The organism is Pseudomonas tritici (genome assembly GCF_014268275.3).
GTDB lineage: Bacteria > Pseudomonadota > Gammaproteobacteria > Pseudomonadales > Pseudomonadaceae > Aquipseudomonas > Aquipseudomonas tritici.
The window spans coordinates 5,102,434-5,119,732 of the sequence record NZ_CP077084.1; the positions used below are offsets into that span (position 1 = coordinate 5,102,434).

Annotated in this window: 18 protein-coding genes; 10 read left to right on the top strand and 8 right to left on the bottom strand. The window is 60.9% G+C overall.

The annotated features are described in order from the left end of the window. Positions 1-84: 84 nt before the first annotated feature. From rluB to HU722_RS23270, 6 genes are all read right to left on the bottom strand, one after another. The gene (rluB, locus tag HU722_RS23245; protein WP_065889929.1) at positions 85-1,296 is read right to left on the bottom strand and encodes a 23S rRNA pseudouridine(2605) synthase RluB; all 1,212 of its coding nucleotides are present in this window, start codon (positions 1,294-1,296) and stop codon (positions 85-87) included. 144 nt (positions 1,297-1,440) lie between these two features. Next, complete coding sequence (locus HU722_RS23250; protein WP_065873572.1) at positions 1,441-1,632, bottom strand: DUF1289 domain-containing protein; 192 nt, start codon at positions 1,630-1,632, stop codon at positions 1,441-1,443. 55 nt (positions 1,633-1,687) lie between these two features. Next, a complete protein-coding gene (gene scpB, locus HU722_RS23255) occupies positions 1,688-2,626 on the bottom strand; it encodes an SMC-Scp complex subunit ScpB (protein ID WP_065873573.1) in 939 nt (312 codons plus the stop codon). A gap of 12 nt (positions 2,627-2,638) precedes the next feature. Next, the gene (locus HU722_RS23260) at positions 2,639-3,457 is read right to left on the bottom strand and encodes a segregation and condensation protein A (protein WP_065881023.1); all 819 of its coding nucleotides are present in this window, start codon (positions 3,455-3,457) and stop codon (positions 2,639-2,641) included. After that, positions 3,458-4,087 carry an L-threonylcarbamoyladenylate synthase gene (locus tag HU722_RS23265; protein ID WP_065873575.1) on the bottom strand — a complete coding sequence of 210 codons (630 nt, stop codon included), beginning with the start codon at positions 4,085-4,087 and terminating at the stop codon, positions 3,458-3,460. Positions 4,088-4,100: 13 nt separating this feature from the next. After that, positions 4,101-4,964, bottom strand: coding sequence for a PHP domain-containing protein (locus tag HU722_RS23270; RefSeq protein ID WP_065873576.1), 864 nt, complete (start codon positions 4,962-4,964; stop codon positions 4,101-4,103). A gap of 87 nt (positions 4,965-5,051) precedes the next feature. Here HU722_RS23270 and HU722_RS23275 point away from each other — a divergent pair, with 87 nt between their 5' ends. The 7 genes from HU722_RS23275 to HU722_RS23305 all read left to right on the top strand — a co-directional run bounded on the left by HU722_RS23275 (position 5,052) and on the right by HU722_RS23305 (position 10,679). Next, positions 5,052-5,648, top strand: a complete 597-nt coding sequence (locus tag HU722_RS23275; RefSeq protein ID WP_065873577.1) for a septation protein A — start codon at positions 5,052-5,054, stop codon at positions 5,646-5,648. Position 5,649: 1 nt separating this feature from the next. Next, positions 5,650-5,949 (top strand): YciI family protein, encoded by a 300-nt coding sequence (locus HU722_RS23280; RefSeq protein WP_015885584.1) that lies wholly within the window; start codon positions 5,650-5,652, stop codon positions 5,947-5,949. A 106-nt stretch (positions 5,950-6,055) separates the two neighbouring features. Next, positions 6,056-6,463 (top strand): SH3 domain-containing protein, encoded by a 408-nt coding sequence (locus HU722_RS23285; protein WP_065873578.1) that lies wholly within the window; start codon positions 6,056-6,058, stop codon positions 6,461-6,463. A 7-nt stretch (positions 6,464-6,470) separates the two neighbouring features. Next, positions 6,471-7,148 carry a response regulator transcription factor gene (locus HU722_RS23290; protein ID WP_049711772.1) on the top strand — a complete coding sequence of 226 codons (678 nt, stop codon included), beginning with the start codon at positions 6,471-6,473 and terminating at the stop codon, positions 7,146-7,148. A gap of 252 nt (positions 7,149-7,400) precedes the next feature. Next, positions 7,401-7,877, top strand: a complete 477-nt coding sequence (locus HU722_RS23295) for an LTXXQ domain protein (protein ID WP_065889933.1) — start codon at positions 7,401-7,403, stop codon at positions 7,875-7,877. A 68-nt stretch (positions 7,878-7,945) separates the two neighbouring features. Beyond that, a complete protein-coding gene (locus HU722_RS23300; protein ID WP_065873580.1) occupies positions 7,946-9,289 on the top strand; it encodes a sensor histidine kinase in 1,344 nt (447 codons plus the stop codon). Between the two features lie 40 nt (positions 9,290-9,329). Further along, positions 9,330-10,679, top strand: a complete 1,350-nt coding sequence (locus HU722_RS23305; protein ID WP_065873581.1) for a CoA transferase — start codon at positions 9,330-9,332, stop codon at positions 10,677-10,679. Positions 10,680-10,711: 32 nt separating this feature from the next. Here HU722_RS23305 and HU722_RS23310 read toward each other — a convergent pair whose 3' ends face one another. Together HU722_RS23310 and arcD (HU722_RS23315) are read right to left on the bottom strand one after the other, a co-directional pair. Then, positions 10,712-11,575 carry a DNA-3-methyladenine glycosylase family protein gene (locus HU722_RS23310; RefSeq protein ID WP_065873582.1) on the bottom strand — a complete coding sequence of 288 codons (864 nt, stop codon included), beginning with the start codon at positions 11,573-11,575 and terminating at the stop codon, positions 10,712-10,714. After that, positions 11,572-12,999: an arginine-ornithine antiporter gene (gene arcD, locus HU722_RS23315; RefSeq protein WP_065873583.1), complete on the bottom strand. Its 1,428-nt coding sequence runs from the start codon at positions 12,997-12,999 to the stop codon at positions 11,572-11,574. Before arcD (HU722_RS23315) ends, HU722_RS23310 begins: the two co-directional genes overlap by 4 nt. Before the next feature lie 446 nt (positions 13,000-13,445). Here arcD (HU722_RS23315) and arcD (HU722_RS23320) point away from each other — a divergent pair, with 446 nt between their 5' ends. The 3 genes from arcD (HU722_RS23320) to HU722_RS23330 are packed head-to-tail and all read left to right on the top strand — an operon-like array spanning position 13,446 to position 17,175. Beyond that, positions 13,446-14,873, top strand: a complete 1,428-nt coding sequence (gene arcD, locus HU722_RS23320; protein WP_065873584.1) for an arginine-ornithine antiporter — start codon at positions 13,446-13,448, stop codon at positions 14,871-14,873. Between the two features lie 23 nt (positions 14,874-14,896). Next, positions 14,897-16,153 carry an arginine deiminase gene (arcA, locus tag HU722_RS23325; RefSeq protein ID WP_065881016.1) on the top strand — a complete coding sequence of 419 codons (1,257 nt, stop codon included), beginning with the start codon at positions 14,897-14,899 and terminating at the stop codon, positions 16,151-16,153. An 11-nt stretch (positions 16,154-16,164) separates the two neighbouring features. Beyond that, positions 16,165-17,175, top strand: coding sequence for an ornithine carbamoyltransferase (locus tag HU722_RS23330; RefSeq protein ID WP_032890962.1), 1,011 nt, complete (start codon positions 16,165-16,167; stop codon positions 17,173-17,175). Positions 17,176-17,299: the final 124 nt, after the last annotated feature.

Genomic DNA, 17,299 nt, shown 5'->3' on the forward strand with positions numbered 1-17,299 from the left:
TCCCACAGTTGAACGCATTTCAAATTCAGACCAAAAAAAACGCCAACCCGAAGGTTGGCGTTTTTTTATGCAGCGCTTAGCAAATCACTGCGGCTTCTTGCGACCAAAACCAGGACGCTGACCCGAACCGGCCGGGGCGCCACGGCGCTTGCCCGACGGCTCGTCCGCGACCAGTTTGGGGCCGGGGCGCTTATTTGCCGCCGGCTTGGCTGGACGCTTGGTGCTGGCGTTGTCGGCGGGGCGATCCGCTTCACCGCGATTGCTGCGACCACCGGCCGGAGCTGGGCGCGGCGTGCGTGGAGCACGCTCGCCTTCCTGGCGCGATGGCGCGGTCGGACGACGCTCGCCTTCGATCTGCGGCTCACGGGAAATACGACCGCCGGTAGCCGGTGCATTCAGCGCAGGGCGCAGGATGCGGGCAACGCGCTCGGTACGAGCAACCGGACGCGACGATTTACGCTGCATACGCTCAAGCTTGTCTTTGCTCTTGGCGTTCATCTGCGGCATCGCGACTGGCGTCAGGCCGACTTCGGCGCTGAGGATGTCGACTTCGTACTGGCTCATTTCGCGCCAGCGGCCCATCGGCAGGTCGGAGTTCAAGAACACCGGGCCGAAACGCACGCGCTTCAGGCGGCTGACCACCAGGCCCTGGGATTCCCACAGGCGACGCACTTCACGGTTACGGCCTTCCATCACCACGCAGTGGTACCAGTGGTTGAAACCTTCGCCGCCTGGGGCCTGCTTGATATCGGTGAACTTGGCCGGGCCGTCTTCCAGCACCACGCCGGCTTTCAAGCGCTCGATCATCTCGTCATCGACTTCGCCACGCACACGCACAGCGTATTCGCGGTCCATCTCGTAGGACGGGTGCATCAGGCGGTTGGCCAATTCACCGTCAGTGGTGAACATCAGCAAGCCGGTGGTGTTGATGTCGAGACGACCGATGTTGATCCAACGGCCTTCTTTCGGCTTAGGCATCTTGTCGAACACGGTCGGACGGCCTTCCGGGTCGTCACGGGTGCAGATCTCGCCATCGGGCTTGTTGTACATGATCACGCGGCGCACCGATTCGGCGGCCTCTTCACGCTTGATGACCTTGCCATCAATGGTGATTGCATCGTGCAGGTCGACGCGCTGGCCGAGGGTAGCCTCGACGCCGTTGACCTTGATGCGCTTCTGGGTGATCCAGGCTTCGACGTCGCGGCGCGAGCCCACGCCGATACGCGCCAGCACCTTTTGCAGTTTTTCACCTGCTGGGCCGATTTCCTGGCTGTCGTTCTGGTCTTTGTCGTTCATCTTAAGCACCTCCCGGTGGGTCGATTCAGGCGTGGCCTGAAGAGTGTTGAAAGCGGGGCTTTGGCCGAATAGCTCGGCAAAGGGTCGCGAATCATACGCGCATGACGCGCGTTGCGCATCAGAGACTAGTCGATATGGCCCAAGTCATTTGCTTTTCCGCCGACCGGTGGCGCCCAGGGCCAGCAATCGGAGCTCGGCCTCGGCCAACACTGTGCGCTTGTCGACCTTGTCGAGTTTCTTCCAGGCACGGATTTCGCGCTTGTTGCGGCCACAGCCAAGGCAGATGTCGTCGCTGAATTTGCAGACGCTGATGCAGGGGTCTTTGGTTGAACTCATATGATTTCTCCCTGGCAACAATAATCAAATGTGGGAGCGGGCCTGGCGGATCGCGTTAGTCTTCAAACTCGCGGCGCTCGTTCTCGATGGCTTCGGCCAGGGCCCTGGCTTCGTCTTCTTCGTCGCTCAGCGGCGGCTGTTCGAGGGCGGCGACGGCGGCCAGGAGTTTCTCGCGGGCTTCGGCCACGCCGAGGACATCTTCTTCGGGCTCAGGCTCGGATTCAGGTTCGACCTCGGGCTCAACGTCCACGTTCACTTGGGCTTCAGGCTCTGCCGCGCCATCACGCAACAGGTCGTCGAAGTCGGTCTTGATGCCCTGCTCCATGTCGTCCAGCTCAAGCAACAACGTGTGGAAACTGGTCTCGTCCTTCGGTTCTTCCGGCTCGGCGCTGGCATCCGCCAACTCTTGCAGGCTGGCGGGCACGGGGGCGTCGTCGAAGTCCAGCACCGGGTCGGGTTCCATTTCGCGCAGTTCGGCGAGCGGCGGCAGGTCGTCGAGGTTTTTCAGGTTAAAGTGGTCGAGGAACACCTTGGTGGTGGCAAACATCGCCGGTTTGCCGGGAACGTCACGGTAGCCAACGATGCGGATCCACTCGCGCTCCAGCAAGGTCTTGACGATATGGCTGTTGACCGCCACGCCACGTACGTCCTCGATCTCGCCCCGGGTGATGGGCTGGCGGTAGGCGATCAGCGCCATGGTTTCCAGCATTGCCCGCGAATAACGTTGCGGGCGCTCTTCCCACAAACGCCCAACCCACGGGGAAAACTTCTCACGGATCTGCAGGCGATAACCCGACGCCACCTCGCGCAGTTCAAAGGCACGGCCGTCGCAGGATTTGCGCAATATCTCCAGCGCCTTCTTGAACACCGGCGGCTCAGGGCGCTCGGCTTCTTCAAAGAGTTCGAACAAGCGCTCCAGGGATTGCGGTTTACCCGAGGCCAGGAGAAAGGCCTCCAGCAGCGGCGCCAGTTCGCGGGGTTCAGTCAGATTCATCGATTCAGCTCTTTATTCGGCTCGCGCCCGCACGTGGATAGCCGCAAAAGGCTCATTCTGGACCAGCTCGACCAAGGATTCCTTGACCAATTCAAGGATCGCCATAAAAGTCACCACCACCCCCAGGCGCCCTTCTTCTTTCGTAAACAGTTCGACAAAAGGCACAAACCCGCCACCTTTGAGGCGATCCAGCACATCGCTCATGCGCTCGCGGGTCGACAACGCTTCGCGGCTGACCTGGTGGCTTTCAAACATATCGCCACGGCGCAGTACCTCGGCCATGGACATCAATAATTCTTCCAGGCTCACGTCCGGCAGCAACTTGCGCGCGCGGGCCTCGGGCGCGTCGAGTTTGGGCACGACCACGTCGCGGCCCACCCGGCTCAAGCCATCGATACCTTCGGCGGCCGCCTTGAAGCGCTCGTACTCTTGCAGGCGACGGATCAGTTCGGCGCGCGGGTCGTCTTCTTCGGCCTCAACCGTCTCCGAGCGCGGCAGCAGCATGCGCGACTTAATCTCGGCAAGCATGGCGGCCATCACCAGGTACTCGGCGGCCAGTTCCAGGCGCACCGACTGCATCAACTCTACATAGCCCATGTACTGACGGGTGATTTCCGCCACCGGGATGTCGAGGATGTTGATGTTCTGCTTGCGGATCAGGTAGAGCAGCAAGTCCAGCGGGCCTTCGAAGGCTTCAAGGAAGACTTCCAGGGCGTCCGGCGGGATGTACAAGTCCAGCGGCATTTCCAGCACGGCCTGGCCGTACACCATTGCAAATGGCAGTTCCTGCTGGGCGCCGGCCTGGCTGTCGACGGTTTCCACAGACGACATTCAGGCCTCAACCATAAATGGAGCAGGGTCGCCGCAACCCACACGGATGACCTCGGGTTCGCCGTCGGCCAGGTTGATCACCGTAGAGGCTTTGCCACCGCCGAAGCCGCCGTCGATGATCAGGTCCACCTGTTTTTCCAGGAGCTGGCGCATTTCGTACGGGTCTTCCAGCGGTTCGCTGTCGCCGGGCATGATCAACGACACGCTCATCAGTGGCTCACCCAGCTCGGCCAGCAGCGCCAGGGCAATCGGATGCTCCGGCACGCGCAGACCGATGGTACGTTTCTTCGGGTGCAGCAGCAGGCGCGGCACTTCGCGGGTGGCGTTGAGAATGAAGGTGTAGGGTCCAGGCGTGTGAGCCTTGAGCAGGCGGAAGGTGCCGGTGTCGACCTTGGCGAACAGCCCCAGTTGGGACAAGTCGCTGCAGATCAGCGCAAAGTTGTGGTTCTTGTCCAGGTCACGCAGGCGTCTTACACGCTCTACCGCGCCCTTGTCGCCGATCTGGCAACCAATAGCGTAGGACGAATCCGTTGGGTAGATCACCACGCCGCCGGCGCGAATGATCTCGACGGCCTGTTTGATCAGGCGCGCCTGGGGGTTTTCCGGATGAATCTGGAAAAATTGACTCACGTGTTCTACCTGTTCAGACGGTGGCAATAATGGGGTCATGCTTGAATCGCCCCCACAAGAGCGGCAAATCCTCCGGGACCTGGCGATACTCGCCGATCTCGGACCAGCCGCCTGGGCCATGAAAGTCACTGCCGGCACTGACCAGCAGACCAAATTCGCGAGCAAGAATCGCCAGGCTGCCCACCTGTTCGGCGGGTTGATGCCCGTTGACCACTTCAATCGCGTGACCACCCGCACCAATATAGTCGCTGATCAGCTTGCGGCGCTTGCTGCGGGTGAAATCGTAATGCCAAGGGTGCGCCAGGCTGACCCAGGCCCCGGAGGCGCGCAGGGTCTCGACGGTGTCTTCCAGGGTCGGCCAGTGCAACTTCACATCCCCCAACTTGCCGGCGCCCAGCCATTTGCGAAAGGCTTCGGCACGGTCTTTAACAAAACCTTCACGTACCATCCAGTCGGCAAAATGCGGCCGGGCCGGTGCGTTGCCGCTGTCGCCCAGTTCCTGCTGGATGGCGCGGGCGCCGTCGAGGGCATTGGGCATGCCTTTAAGGCTGAGTTTTCGGCTTATTTCTTCGGACCGCAGCCAACGGCCATCGTGCAAATTAGCGATGGCCTGCACCAGTGCCGGGGCTTTCTGATCAAACCCGTAGCCAAGCACATGAATGGTGGCGCCGCCCCAGGTGCAGGACAATTCCACGCCGTTGACCAGCTGCATGCCCAGCGCGTGCGCGGTTTCGCGGGCTTCGTCCAGCCCTTCGAGGGTGTCGTGGTCGGTCAACGAAAGGACTCGCACGCCTTTTTCAAACGCACGCGCAACCAGTACCGCAGGCGCCAGGGCGCCGTCGGAGGCCGTGCTGTGGCAGTGCAAATCAACATTCACGGGGCTTTGTAACCTCAAGTCAGCTGGCGCTTTCGCTACCAAGGATGTTTGTTATTATGCCGCCACATCCAGCTTCTGGCTCTTACTGTGAAACAATTCATCGACTTCATCCCGCTGTTGCTGTTTTTCATCGTTTACAAACTCGACCCCAGGGTCATTGATCTGGCCGGCCATGAGCTGACGTTCGGGGGCATCTACAGCGCCACCGCCGTGCTTATCATCAGTTCCCTCGTGGTCTACGGCGCCCTCTTCATCTCCCAGCGCAAACTGGAAAAAAGCCAATGGCTGACTTTAGTCGCGTGCCTGGTCTTCGGCAGCCTGACCCTGGCCTTCCACAGTGAAACCTTCCTTAAATGGAAAGCCCCGGTGGTGAACTGGCTGTTCGCCCTGGCGTTCATCGGCAGCCACTTCATCGGTGACCGCCTGCTGATCAAGCGAATCATGGGCCATGCGCTGACCCTCCCGGAGCCGGTGTGGGTGCGTTTGAACGTGGCCTGGATCGTGTTTTTCCTGTTCTGCGGTGCTGCCAACCTGTTCGTGGCGTTCACCTTCCAGGACTACTGGGTCGACTTCAAAGTCTTCGGCAGCCTTGGCATGACCGTGCTGTTCCTGGTTGCCCAGGGTATTTACCTGTCGCGCCATCTGCATGACACCGACCCTACCACGCCAAAAACCGAGGACTGACATGCTCTACGCCATCATTGCTACCGACGTTGCCAACTCGCTGGAAAAGCGCCTTTCCGTGCGCCCGGCTCACGTCGAGCGCCTCAAACAGCTGCAAGCCGAAGGCCGTATCGTATTGGCCGGCCCGCATCCGGCAGTGGACAGCAATGACCCGGGCGATGCCGGTTTCACCGGTAGCCTGATCGTCGCCGAGTTCGCCTCCCTGGCCGATGCCCAGGCTTGGGCCAAGGCCGATCCTTATGTTGCAGCAGGCGTTTACGCTGACGTCGTGATCAAGCCGTTCAAGCAAGTCCTGCCTTGACTCAGGTCGCGCCGAACCATTTCAGTTCGGCGCGCTCCTAATTGCTCATTATTCTGGGTAACCTGCCGACAACGTTCTGAATATTCGTGTGGAATCAGGAGTTCCGATGCGCTTACGTCAGTTGTGTCTGTTGGTAGTGTTAATGATCGGGGCTACGGCCCACGCTGAAGAAACCTCGAACACCGGCAGTTCCACGCCCCTGTCCCTGAGTGCCGGCGCCCAGATCACCGAGTTGCAGCAACGTTTGAAAGAAAGCGAACGCCAGCGTGAAGAACTGGGCAAGCAGCTGCAAAGTGCGGATGCCTCCCGCGAAAGCGCCCAATTGAGTCGCCTTCGCCAAGAGAACCAACGCCTGGCCCAGCAACTCAAAGATTCACAGGGCGGCGCCTTGAACCGCTGGCTGACCGAGCAACAGCAATGGTTTGTCACCGGAGGGGCCGTCGCTCTGATCGCCCTGCTGTGCGGGATCTTCGCCAGCGGTGGGCACCGTCGCCGTCGACAATGGCTAAATTGAGTGAGTCATGAGCGAGCTGTTACTGATAGATGATGACCAGGAGCTCTGCGAGCTGCTGACCAGTTGGCTGAGCCAGGAAGGCTTCCAGGTGCGCGCCTGCCATGACGGCTTGAGCGCCCGCAAAGCCTTGGCCGACAGCGCCCCGGCAGCGGTGGTGCTCGACGTGATGCTGCCCGACGGCAGCGGGCTGGAGCTGCTCAAGCAATTGCGCAACGACCACCCGGAGCTGCCGGTGCTGATGCTCTCGGCCCGCGGCGAACCCCTGGACCGCATCCTCGGCCTGGAACTGGGCGCCGACGATTACCTGGCCAAACCCTGCGACCCACGCGAGCTTACCGCTCGCCTGCGCGCCGTTCTGCGCCGCAGCCACCCGGCCGCCGTGTCCTCACAGCTGGAACTGGGCGACTTGTGCTTCAGCCCGGTGCGCGGCGTGGTCAGCATCGATGAACAGGAATTCACCCTCACCGTCTCCGAAAGTCGTCTGCTGGAAGCCCTGCTACGCCAGCCCGGCGAGCCGCTGGACAAACAGGAACTGGCGCAGATCGCCCTGGGCCGCAAGTTGACCCTTTACGATCGCAGCCTGGACATGCACGTCAGCAACCTGCGCAAAAAGATCGGCCCGCACCCGGATGGCCGGCCGCGGATCGTGGCGTTGCGTAGCCGTGGTTACTATTACAGCCTCTAAGCGCTAACCCTGTGGGAGCTGTCGAGCTTTAGCGAGGCTGCGATGGGATCGACTCGGTGCATCTGTGATACCGAGCCGATCCCATCGCAGGCAAACCAGCTCCCACAGGCGATACACCCAGCGCTGATAGTTTTGTCAGTTACCGACAAAATCCTCTTTACCGAAGCTTTACCCACACCTGACCGCCGCTGACCTTGATCTCCGTAATCTACTCACATCCGGAATCACCGGAATAGAGACAGGAGAATCACCATGCGCAAGACCCTTATCGCTTTGATGTTCGCCGCTGCCCTGCCGACCGTTGCCATGGCAGCAATGCCAGAAGGCCCAGGCCCAGGCCCAGGGCCGATGGGTGGCCCGGAAGGTCACATGATGGGTGGCCCGGGCCACGGCGGTGAACACGGTCCGCGTGGCAAAGGCGGCCCCTTCAGCCAGCTGGACCTGAGCAAGGAACAGCGCCAGCAAATCGGCAAACTGATGGGCGACCAATGGCACGCTCGCAAAGACCTGACCAAGAAGTACTTGGACAAACTGCCAGCCGCTGACCAGAAAGCCATGCAGGACGAAATCGCCGCCGGCAAGCAGAAAACCCAGGCCGATATCCGCGCGGTACTCAAGCCTGACCAGCAGAAAAAGTTCGACGAGATCGTCAAGAAGCAAGAACAGCGTCGTGCCGAATGGAAGGAATTCCAAGCCTGGAAAGCGCAACAACCGCAAAAAGCGCAATAATGCCCTCGCGTTAACGTTCCCAGCCCAGTGGCCCCCGCCACTGGGCTTTTCCTGTTTGAGGGTTTCCTGTGCGTTCATTGTTCTGGCGCATCCTGGCCAGTTTCTGGCTGGCCATCGCCCTGGTTGCCGGGTTGTCGATCCTGATTGGGCACATGCTCAATCAAGATGCCTGGATTCTCAGCCGTCACCCCGGCCTCAATAACCTGGCGCAAGAGTGGACCCAACTCTACGAAGCCCAGGGTGAGGAGGCTGCGCAGGATCTGCTGCAACAGCGCAAACGCCAGTACCACATCGACGTGCAAGTGCTCAACGAAAGTGGCGACCCGGTGGTGCGCGGTACTTTCCCACGTCGCGCCGCCGCTTTCGAAGCCCGCCAGAATGACAGCCAGGACGGCCACCTGCCCTGGCGCCGCCTGACTGCCGAATACACCAGCGAAAAAACCGGCGACACCTACCTGTTGATCTACCGCATCCCGCACCCGGAACTGGACGAATGGCACCGCAGTAGCCTGACGTGGCCGTTGAGTGCACTGGTGATTGCGCTGATAGTGCTGACCCTGTTCAGCCTGCTGGTGACGTTGTCCATCACTCGCCCGCTCAGCCGTCTGCGCGGTGCAGTGCATGACCTCGGCCAGGCCACCTACCAGCAAAACAGCTTGGCGCAACTGGCTAACCGGCGCGATGAGTTCGGCGTGTTGGCCACCGACTTCAACCGCATGGGCGCACGCCTGCAAAGCCTGATCGGCAGTCAGCGCCAATTGCTGCGGGACGTGTCCCACGAACTGCGCTCGCCCCTGGCCCGCTTGCGCATCGCCCTGGCCCTGGCCGAACGCGCCACCCCCGAAGAGCGGGAAAAACTCTGGCCACGCCTGACCCGCGAATGCGATCGACTGGAAGCGCTGATCAGCGAAATCCTGGTATTGGCCCGCGTCGACGCCGACAATGCCAGCGCCGAAGACGTCGACCTCAACCCACTGCTCAAGACCCTGCAGAAAGACGCGCAACTCGGTGCGCCGGACCAAGCAGTGAACCTGATCGCCGACACCGACCTGCACCTCAAGGGCTGGCCGACCATGATCGAACGTGCTGTGGATAACTTGCTGCGCAATGCCCAGCGCTTTAACCCGCCGGGATTGCCGATCGAGTTGCAGGCCCAGCGCCTGGGCGAGCGCATCCTGATCAGCGTGCGCGACCACGGCCCCGGCGTTGAAGCCGAATACTTGAGCCAGTTGGGCGAACCGTTCTATCGCGCTCCCGGCCAAACAGCACAAGGCCACGGCCTGGGCCTGGCGATTGCCCGTCGCGCCGCCGAACGCCACGGTGGCAGCCTGATTCTGGCCAACCATGCAGAGGGTGGCTTTATCGCCAGCATCGACCTGCCGTTGGTGCCTGGGGTTGTCACACCGGGCTGATCATCTCTTATAGTGGCCCTTCTCTTACGGAGGGCCTTCGATGACTGACCTGCTGACTCCCATCCAAGCTGCACTCAACCTACCGCAAACGCCCCTGACCTTTACCGAAGCCGGCGCCCTGCCCTCGACCTTCGCCGTGACCGAGCTGGCCAGCGCCAGTATCGGCGCTGCCGGCCAGGCCGTGGCCCAGTTGATCCAGCAACAGACCGGGCGCTTGCCCGGCATCAGCGTGGACCGGCGCCTCGCCTCTTTCTGGTTTTCATCCTCGATTCGCCCGGTGGGCTGGCAAGTGCCGCCGCTGTGGGACCCGGTAGCCGGTGACTATGCCAGCGCCGATGGCTGGATTCGCTTGCACACCAACGCCCCCCATCACCGTGCCGCCGCCGAGCGAGTGTTGGGCAACGTCACTGACCGTGCCGAGATGGCTGCCCGCGTTGCCCCATGGAGCGCCGCTGAACTGGAACAGGCGATTGTCGATGAAGGTGGCTGTGCGGCGCAGATGCGTGCCTGGCAGGCCTGGCAAGGGCATCCGCAAGGGTTGGCGGTGAATGCTGAAGACCTGGTGCAGCGCCAGACCTTTGAAACCGGCGCCGACAAACCCTGGCTCGGCTCGGTGACGCGGCCACTGGCGGGCATCAAGGTGCTGGACCTGACTCGCGTGCTGGCCGGCCCCGTGGCCAGTCGTTTTCTCGCGGGCCTGGGCGCCGACGTGCTGCGTATCGACTCGCCGACCTGGAACGAACCCGGCGTAGTACCGGAAATGACCCTCGGCAAACGCTGTGCCCGTCTCGACTTGAAGACCCCCGAAGACCGCCGGATTTTCGAAAGCCTGCTCAAGGAGGCCGACATTCTGTTCCACGGCTACCGTGCCGACGCCTTGGAGCAATTGGGTTACACCGCCAACGAACTGCAAACCCTCACCCCCGGCCTGATCGACGTGAGTCTCAACGCCTACGGCTGGAGCGGCCCGTGGCGAAATCGCCGGGGTTTCGACAGCCTGGTGCAAATGAGCAGCGGGATTGCCGACGCGGGCATGGCCTGGAAACAATCGGATAAACCGGTGCCGCTGCCGTTGCAGGCGCTGGATCACGCGACCGGGTATTTGATGGCGGCCAGTGCGATTCAAGCATTGAGTGAGCGGCTGAAAACCGGGCGTGGCGGTTCGGCGCGGTTGTCGTTGGCGCGTACGGCGAAGCTGTTGGTGGAGGCGGGACAGGTACCGGAGCAACCGGCGTTGCGTGCCGAGGAATTGAGCGATCAGGGTTTGGTGGCGGAGCAAACAGCCTGGGGCCAGGCTCATCGGTTGTTGGCGCCGCTGACCCTCAGCGGCACGCCGTTGCAGTGGGATTTGGCGGCTGGGGAATTGGGGTCGCACCGGCCGCAGTGGTGACCTGACCTGCGATGAGGCCAGTACAGACACTATCAATCTGACCGTTGCAACGACGTCCACAAATGCTGCGCCGCATAAGCCCTGAGCGGCCGCCAAGCCTCAGCCCGCCCACCCAACTGCCGCGCCGAAACCGGCCCACCCTCCAAGGCTGCCAGCGCATTGATCAAGCCGATATCCCCCGTCGCAAACGCATCCGCCTCGCGCATCTGGCGCATCGCGATGTACTGCGCCGTCCAATCGCCAATCCCCGGCAAGGCCACCAGCCGTGCCACGCCTTCCTTGAGGCTGGCCTTGGGTTCGAACACTTCAGGATCATCCAGCAACGCTTGTGCGACACCCGACAACGTGCGCCCGCGCGCCTTGGGCATGCCCAGGGTCGCCAGGTCCGCCGCCGCCAATACCTCGGGCGTGGGAAAAACATGCGTGATACCGGCGTGCGGCGTATCCAGCGGCTGACCGTATTGCGCCACCAGCTTGCCCGCCAAACGAATCGCGGCCACCACCGTGATCTGCTGGCCCAGCACTGCCCGAATCGCCAGTTCCAGGCCATCCCAAGTGCCCGGCACGCGCAGGCCGGGACGCGCTGCAACCAGTTGCGCCATCAATGGGTCCGTCGCCAATTGCGCGTTGATCAACTGAGGCTGGGCATCCAGATCAAACATCCTGCGCAGGCGCCGTTCGATCTCAGGCAGCGCCGCAGCCTCTGGAAACTCCACCCCCACGTCCAACCAATCGCCAGCCCCCGGCGTCACGCTGATCCAGCCGTGCTGGCCGCTCACGCTGATACTGCGCCGGTACAGGCCGGCTTCGACCGTCTCCATCCCAGCGATAGCGCGCGCCGATAGAAAACCCACCATCGCCGCCCAGTCATAAGGCGGCTGATACGCCAGTCTCACAGCGACAACACCCCGCTATACAACCCATACGCCGCCAACCCGGCGCCTGCGATCACGCAGCTGAAAATGCCTTTTTCCAAGTGGGTAAACAGGGGCTGGCCCTGCTCACGCTTGGCGAGGGCAAACAGGATCACGCCCGGTGCATACAGCAGCGCCGACAGCAGCAGGTACTTCAAGCCGCCAGCGTAGAGCAGCCACACCGCATAGCCGAGGGCGATCAAGCCCACCAGCAAGTCTTTCATGCGCTGGCCGTGAGCGCCTTCGTAGGTTTCGCCGCGTCCGCTCAATAGCACGGCATAGGCCGCCGACCATAGGTAAGGCACCAGGATCATCGATGAGGCCAGGTAAATCAGCGTGGTGTAGGTGCTGTGGGAAAACAGCGTGATCACCAGGAAGGCCTGGATCATCACATTGGTCAGCCAGAGCGCGTTGACCGGCACCTGGTTGGCATTTTCCTTTTTCAGGAAGGCCGGCATGGTCTTGTCATGGGCGGTGGCGTAAAGGATTTCCGCGCAGAGCAGCGCCCAGGACAGTAAGGCGCCGAGCAGCGATACCGCCAGGCCAATGCTGATTGCCATCGCCCCCCAGGGCCCGACGATGTGCTCCAGCACACCGGCCAGGGACGGGTTTTGCAACTGCGCGAGCTCCGGCTGGCTCATGATTCCCAAGGACAGCACATTCACCAGCACCAGCAACGCCAGCACGCCAAGGAAACCAATCAGCGTGGCGCGGCCCACGTCCGAGCGTTTCTCGGCGCGCGCCGAATACACGCTGGCGCCTTCGATGCCGATAAACACAAACACGGTGACCAGCATCATGTTGCGCACCTGGTCCACCACATTGCCGATGTCCGGATTGCCCAGGCCCCAGATATCCCGGGTGAAAATATCTGCCTTGAACGCTACGGCAGCGATCACGATGAACATCAGCAACGGCACGATCTTGGCCACCGTGGTGATCTGGTTGATGAACGCCGCCTCCTTGATTCCGCGCATCACCAGGAAATGCACTGCCCACAGCAGCAGTGACGCACAGCCGATGGCCACCGGCGTGTTGCCCTGGCCAAACACCGGAAAAAAGTAACCCAGGGTGCTGAACAACAACACGAAGTAGCCGACGTTGCCCATCCACGCGCTGATCCAATAGCCCCAGGCAGACGAGAACCCCATGTAATCGCCAAAACCCGCCTTGGCGTAGGCGTACACCCCCGAGTCCAGATCGGGTTTGCGATTGGCCAGGGTCTGGAACACAAAGGCAAGGGTCAGCATGCCGACGGCGGTGATCGCCCAGCCGATCAATACGGCACCAACCTCGGCGCGCGCGGCCATGTTTTGCGGTAGGGAGAAGATCCCACCACCGATCATCGAGCCCACTACCAAGGCAATCAAAGCACTGAGTCGAAGTTTCTGGGCCGGCTGGGACATGTGGACTCCTGAACAAATAACAGCTTGAGCTGACAGCCGTAAACTCAACTAATTAACTCAGCGAGTATAACGTTTATTAGAGACCGCGATAAAAACAACACACTCATAACCCAACGGCATGGCGGCTTGTATGATTGAGCTTATTTATAATTTAAATACGGCAAATACGTTGTCGCTTCCAAGCTACTTGCTGTCGCATTTTCGAAAAGTTTGCATAATCGAGAAAACAGTCTAGTTTCAAACGTCCTTACGCAACACTAAATGATTAACCAAAACGCAGGGGCCGCTCTGGAGAGCGTCTTTGCGCGGAAAAATATCGCCTGAGGCTTTCCACCCCAAGTTATTAATTCACAATGGAATGTGCCAATGAAGTGATCTGAGTCAGCTGATTGATTAGCGCACGGAATTATTCTGTGGTCTCTCTTCTCCTGCATTGGAGTTATGCAATGTCTGAATCTCCCGGAAAACTTCGATTAGGCGCGCTGGTTGCACTTGTCGTCGGTTCAATGATTGGTGGCGGGATCTTCTCACTGCCGCAAAACATGGCCGCCAGCGCCGATGTCGGTGCGGTGTTGATTGGTTGGGTGATTACCGCCATCGGCATGCTGACCCTCGCGTTTGTCTTCCAAACTCTCGCCAACCGCAAGCCCGACCTCGACGGTGGGGTGTACGCCTATGCCAAGGCCGGTTTCGGCGACTACATGGGGTTCTCCTCCGCCTGGGGCTACTGGATCAGCGCCTGGCTGGGCAACGTCGGTTACTTCGTGTTGCTGTTCAGCACCCTCGGCTACTTCTTCCCGATCTTTGGCGAAGGCAATACGCCGGCCGCAGTGATCGGTGCGTCGGTACTGCTGTGGGCCGTACATTTCCTGGTACTGCGCGGAATCAAGGAAGCGGCGTTCATCAACCTGGTGACCACCGTCGCCAAGGTCGTGCCGCTGGTGCTGTTCGTGTTGATCGCAGTGTTCGCGTTCAAGCTGGACATCTTCACCGCGGACATCTGGGGCGTGAAAAACCCGGACCTGGGCAGTGTGATGAACCAGGTGCGCAACATGATGCTGGTCACCGTGTGGGTGTTCATCGGCATCGAAGGCGCGAGCATTTTCTCCTCCCGTGCGGAAAAACGTTCCGACGTGGGCAAGGCCACCGTGATTGGTTTCATCACGGTGCTCCTGTTCCTGATGCTGGTGAACGTACTGTCCCTGGGGATCATGACTCAGCCAGAACTGGCCAAGCTGCAGAACCCGTCGATGGCCGCCGTGCTGGAGCATGTGGTGGGTCACTGGGGCGCGGTGCTGATCAGCGTCGGCTTGATCATCTCGCTGCTCGGGGCGTTGCTGTCGTGGGTGCTGCTGTGTGCGGAGATCATGTTCGCCGCCGCCAAGGACCACACCATGCCGGAGTTCCTGCGCAAGGAAAACGCCAACCACGTGCCGGTCAATGCCCTGTGGCTGACTAACGCGATGGTGCAGGTTTTCCTGGTGATCACGCTGTTTTCCGCCAGCACTTACCTGTCGCTCATCTACCTCGCCACCTCGATGATCCTGGTGCCTTACCTGTGGTCGGCGGCCTACGCCCTGCTGTTGGCAGTGCGCGGCGAAACCTACGAAACCGCCCTGGCCGAACGCAAGAAAGACCTGTTCATTGGCGCTGTCGCCCTGATCTACGCGATCTGGCTGCTCTACGCCGGCGGCACCAAATACCTGCTGCTCTCCGCCCTGCTCTACGCCCCTGGCGCGATCCTGTTCGCCAAAGCCAAGCGTGAACTGGGCAAACCGATTTTCACCCACGTCGAGAAGCTGATTTTCGCCGCAGTGGTCATTGGCGCCCTGGTGGCGGCATATGGGCTCTACGACGGCTTCCTGACTCTGTAATTGTATTCTCTGGAGGATGTGTAATGACCACGGAAAAAGTGAAATACGGCGTACATTCCGAAGCCGGCAAACTGCGCAAAGTCATGGTGTGCTCCCCAGGCTTGGCCCACCAGCGGCTGACGCCCAACAACTGCGATGAACTGCTGTTCGATGACGTGTTGTGGGTGGCCCAGGCCAAGCGCGACCATTTCGACTTCGTGACCAAGATGCGCGAGCGGGACATTGATGTGCTGGAAATGCACAACCTGCTGACCGACATCGTTGCCATCCCTGAAGCGCTCGACTGGATCCTGGCGCGCAAGATCACCTCCAACACGGTTGGCCTGGGCCTGGTTGATGAAGTCAGCTCCTGGCTGCGCAGCCTGGAGCCGCGCAAGACCGCTGAGTTCCTGATCGGCGGCGTATCGGCGGATGACCTGCCGAGCAGCTTTGGTGGCAAAACCATCGAGATGTTCCGCGACTTCCTCGGCCACGCCAGCTTCATCCTGCCCCCGCTGCCCAACACCCAGTTCACCCGTGACACCACCTGCTGGATCTACGGCGGTGTGACGCTGAACCCGATGTACTGGCCGGCGCGACGTCAGGAAACTCTGTTGGCCAGCGCCATCTATAAGTTCCACCCTGAGTTCACCAACGCGGACTTCCAGATCTGGTACGGCGACCCCGACCAGGAACACGGTGCCGCCACGCTGGAAGGCGGCGACGTGATGCCGATCGGCAATGGCGTGGTCTTGATCGGTATGGGCGAACGCTCGTCCCACCAAGCCATCGGCCAATTGGCGCGCAACCTGTTCAAAAACAAAGCCGTGGAACGCGTGATCGTTGCCGGCCTGCCGAAATCCCGCGCGGCGATGCACTTGGATACCGTGTTCAGCTTCTGCGACCGCGACCTGGTCACCATCTTCCCCGAAGTGGTCAACCAGATTGTGCCGTTCACCCTGCGCCCTGACGAAAGCAAGCCGCACGGTATCGACATCCAACGCGAGAAAACCAACTTCCTTGAGACCGTAGCCGCAGCGCTCAACCTCAAGGCCCTGCGTGTGGTTGAAACCGGCGGCAACAGCTTCGCCGCCGAACGCGAGCAGTGGGACGACGGCAACAATGTGGTCGCCGTGGAGCCTGGCGTGGTGATCGGTTACGACCGCAACACCTACACCAACACCCTGCTGCGCAAGGCCGGTGTGGAAGTCATCACCATCAGCGCCGGTGAGCTCGGCCGCGGCCGTGGCGGCGGCCACTGCATGACCTGCCCGATCATCCGCGACCCAATCGACTATTAAGGAGATCCATCATGGCTTTCAACATGCGCAACCGCAGCCTGCTCTCGCTGATGCACCACACCACCCGCGAGCTCAACTACTTGCTGGACCTGTCCCGCGACCTCAAACGCGCCAAATACACCGGCACCGAGCGTCCGCACCTGAAAGGCAAGAACATCGCGCTGATCTTCGAAAAAACCTCGACCCGCACCCGTTGCGCTTTCGAAGTCGCGGCCCATGACCAGGGTGCCCACGTCACCTATATCGATCCGGTTTCATCGCAGATCGGCCACAAAGAAAGCATGAAAGACACCGCCCGTGTGCTCGGGCGCATGTTCGATGCCATTGAGTACCGTGGCTTCGAGCAGGAAATCGTCGAAGAGCTGGCCAAATTCGCCGGCGTGCCGGTGTTCAACGGACTCACCGCCGAATTCCACCCCACGCAAATGATCGCTGACACCCTGACCATGCGCGAACACAGCGACAAGCCACTGCATGACATCAGCTACGCCTACCTCGGCGATGCCCGTTACAACATGGGCAACTCGCTGCTGATGATCGGCGCCAAGCTGGGCATGGACGTACGCATCGGCGCGCCGAAAGCCCTGTGGCCGCACGAAGATTTCATCAAGCAATGCCAGGCGTTCGCCGAAGAAAGCGGCGCGCGCATCACCATCACCGAAGACCCGAAAGAAGCCGTGAAAGGCGTGGATTTCATCCACACCGATATCTGGGTGTCGATGGGTGAGCCGGTGGAAGCGTGGGACGAGCGCATCGAGCAACTGCTGCCGTACCAAGTCAACGCCAAGATGATGAAAGCCTCGGGCAACCCGCGGGTGAAGTTCATGCACTGCCTGCCGGCGTTCCATAACAGCGAAACCAAGGTCGGCAAGGACATCGCCGCGCGTTATCCGAACCTGGCCAATGGCGTGGAAGTGACTGAAGAGGTGTTTGAATCGCCGGCCAACATCGCGTTTGAGCAGGCGGAAAACCGCATGCATACCATCAAGGCGATCTTGGTGTCGGCGTTGGCAGATATCTAACCCTTAAGTTGGCAATGAGGACAAATGTGGGAGCCGGGCTTGCCCGCGATGCAGGCACCTCGGTCCATCAAGCAGACCGCGGTGATGCTATCGCAGGCAAGCCGGCTCCCACATTGACCGCGTT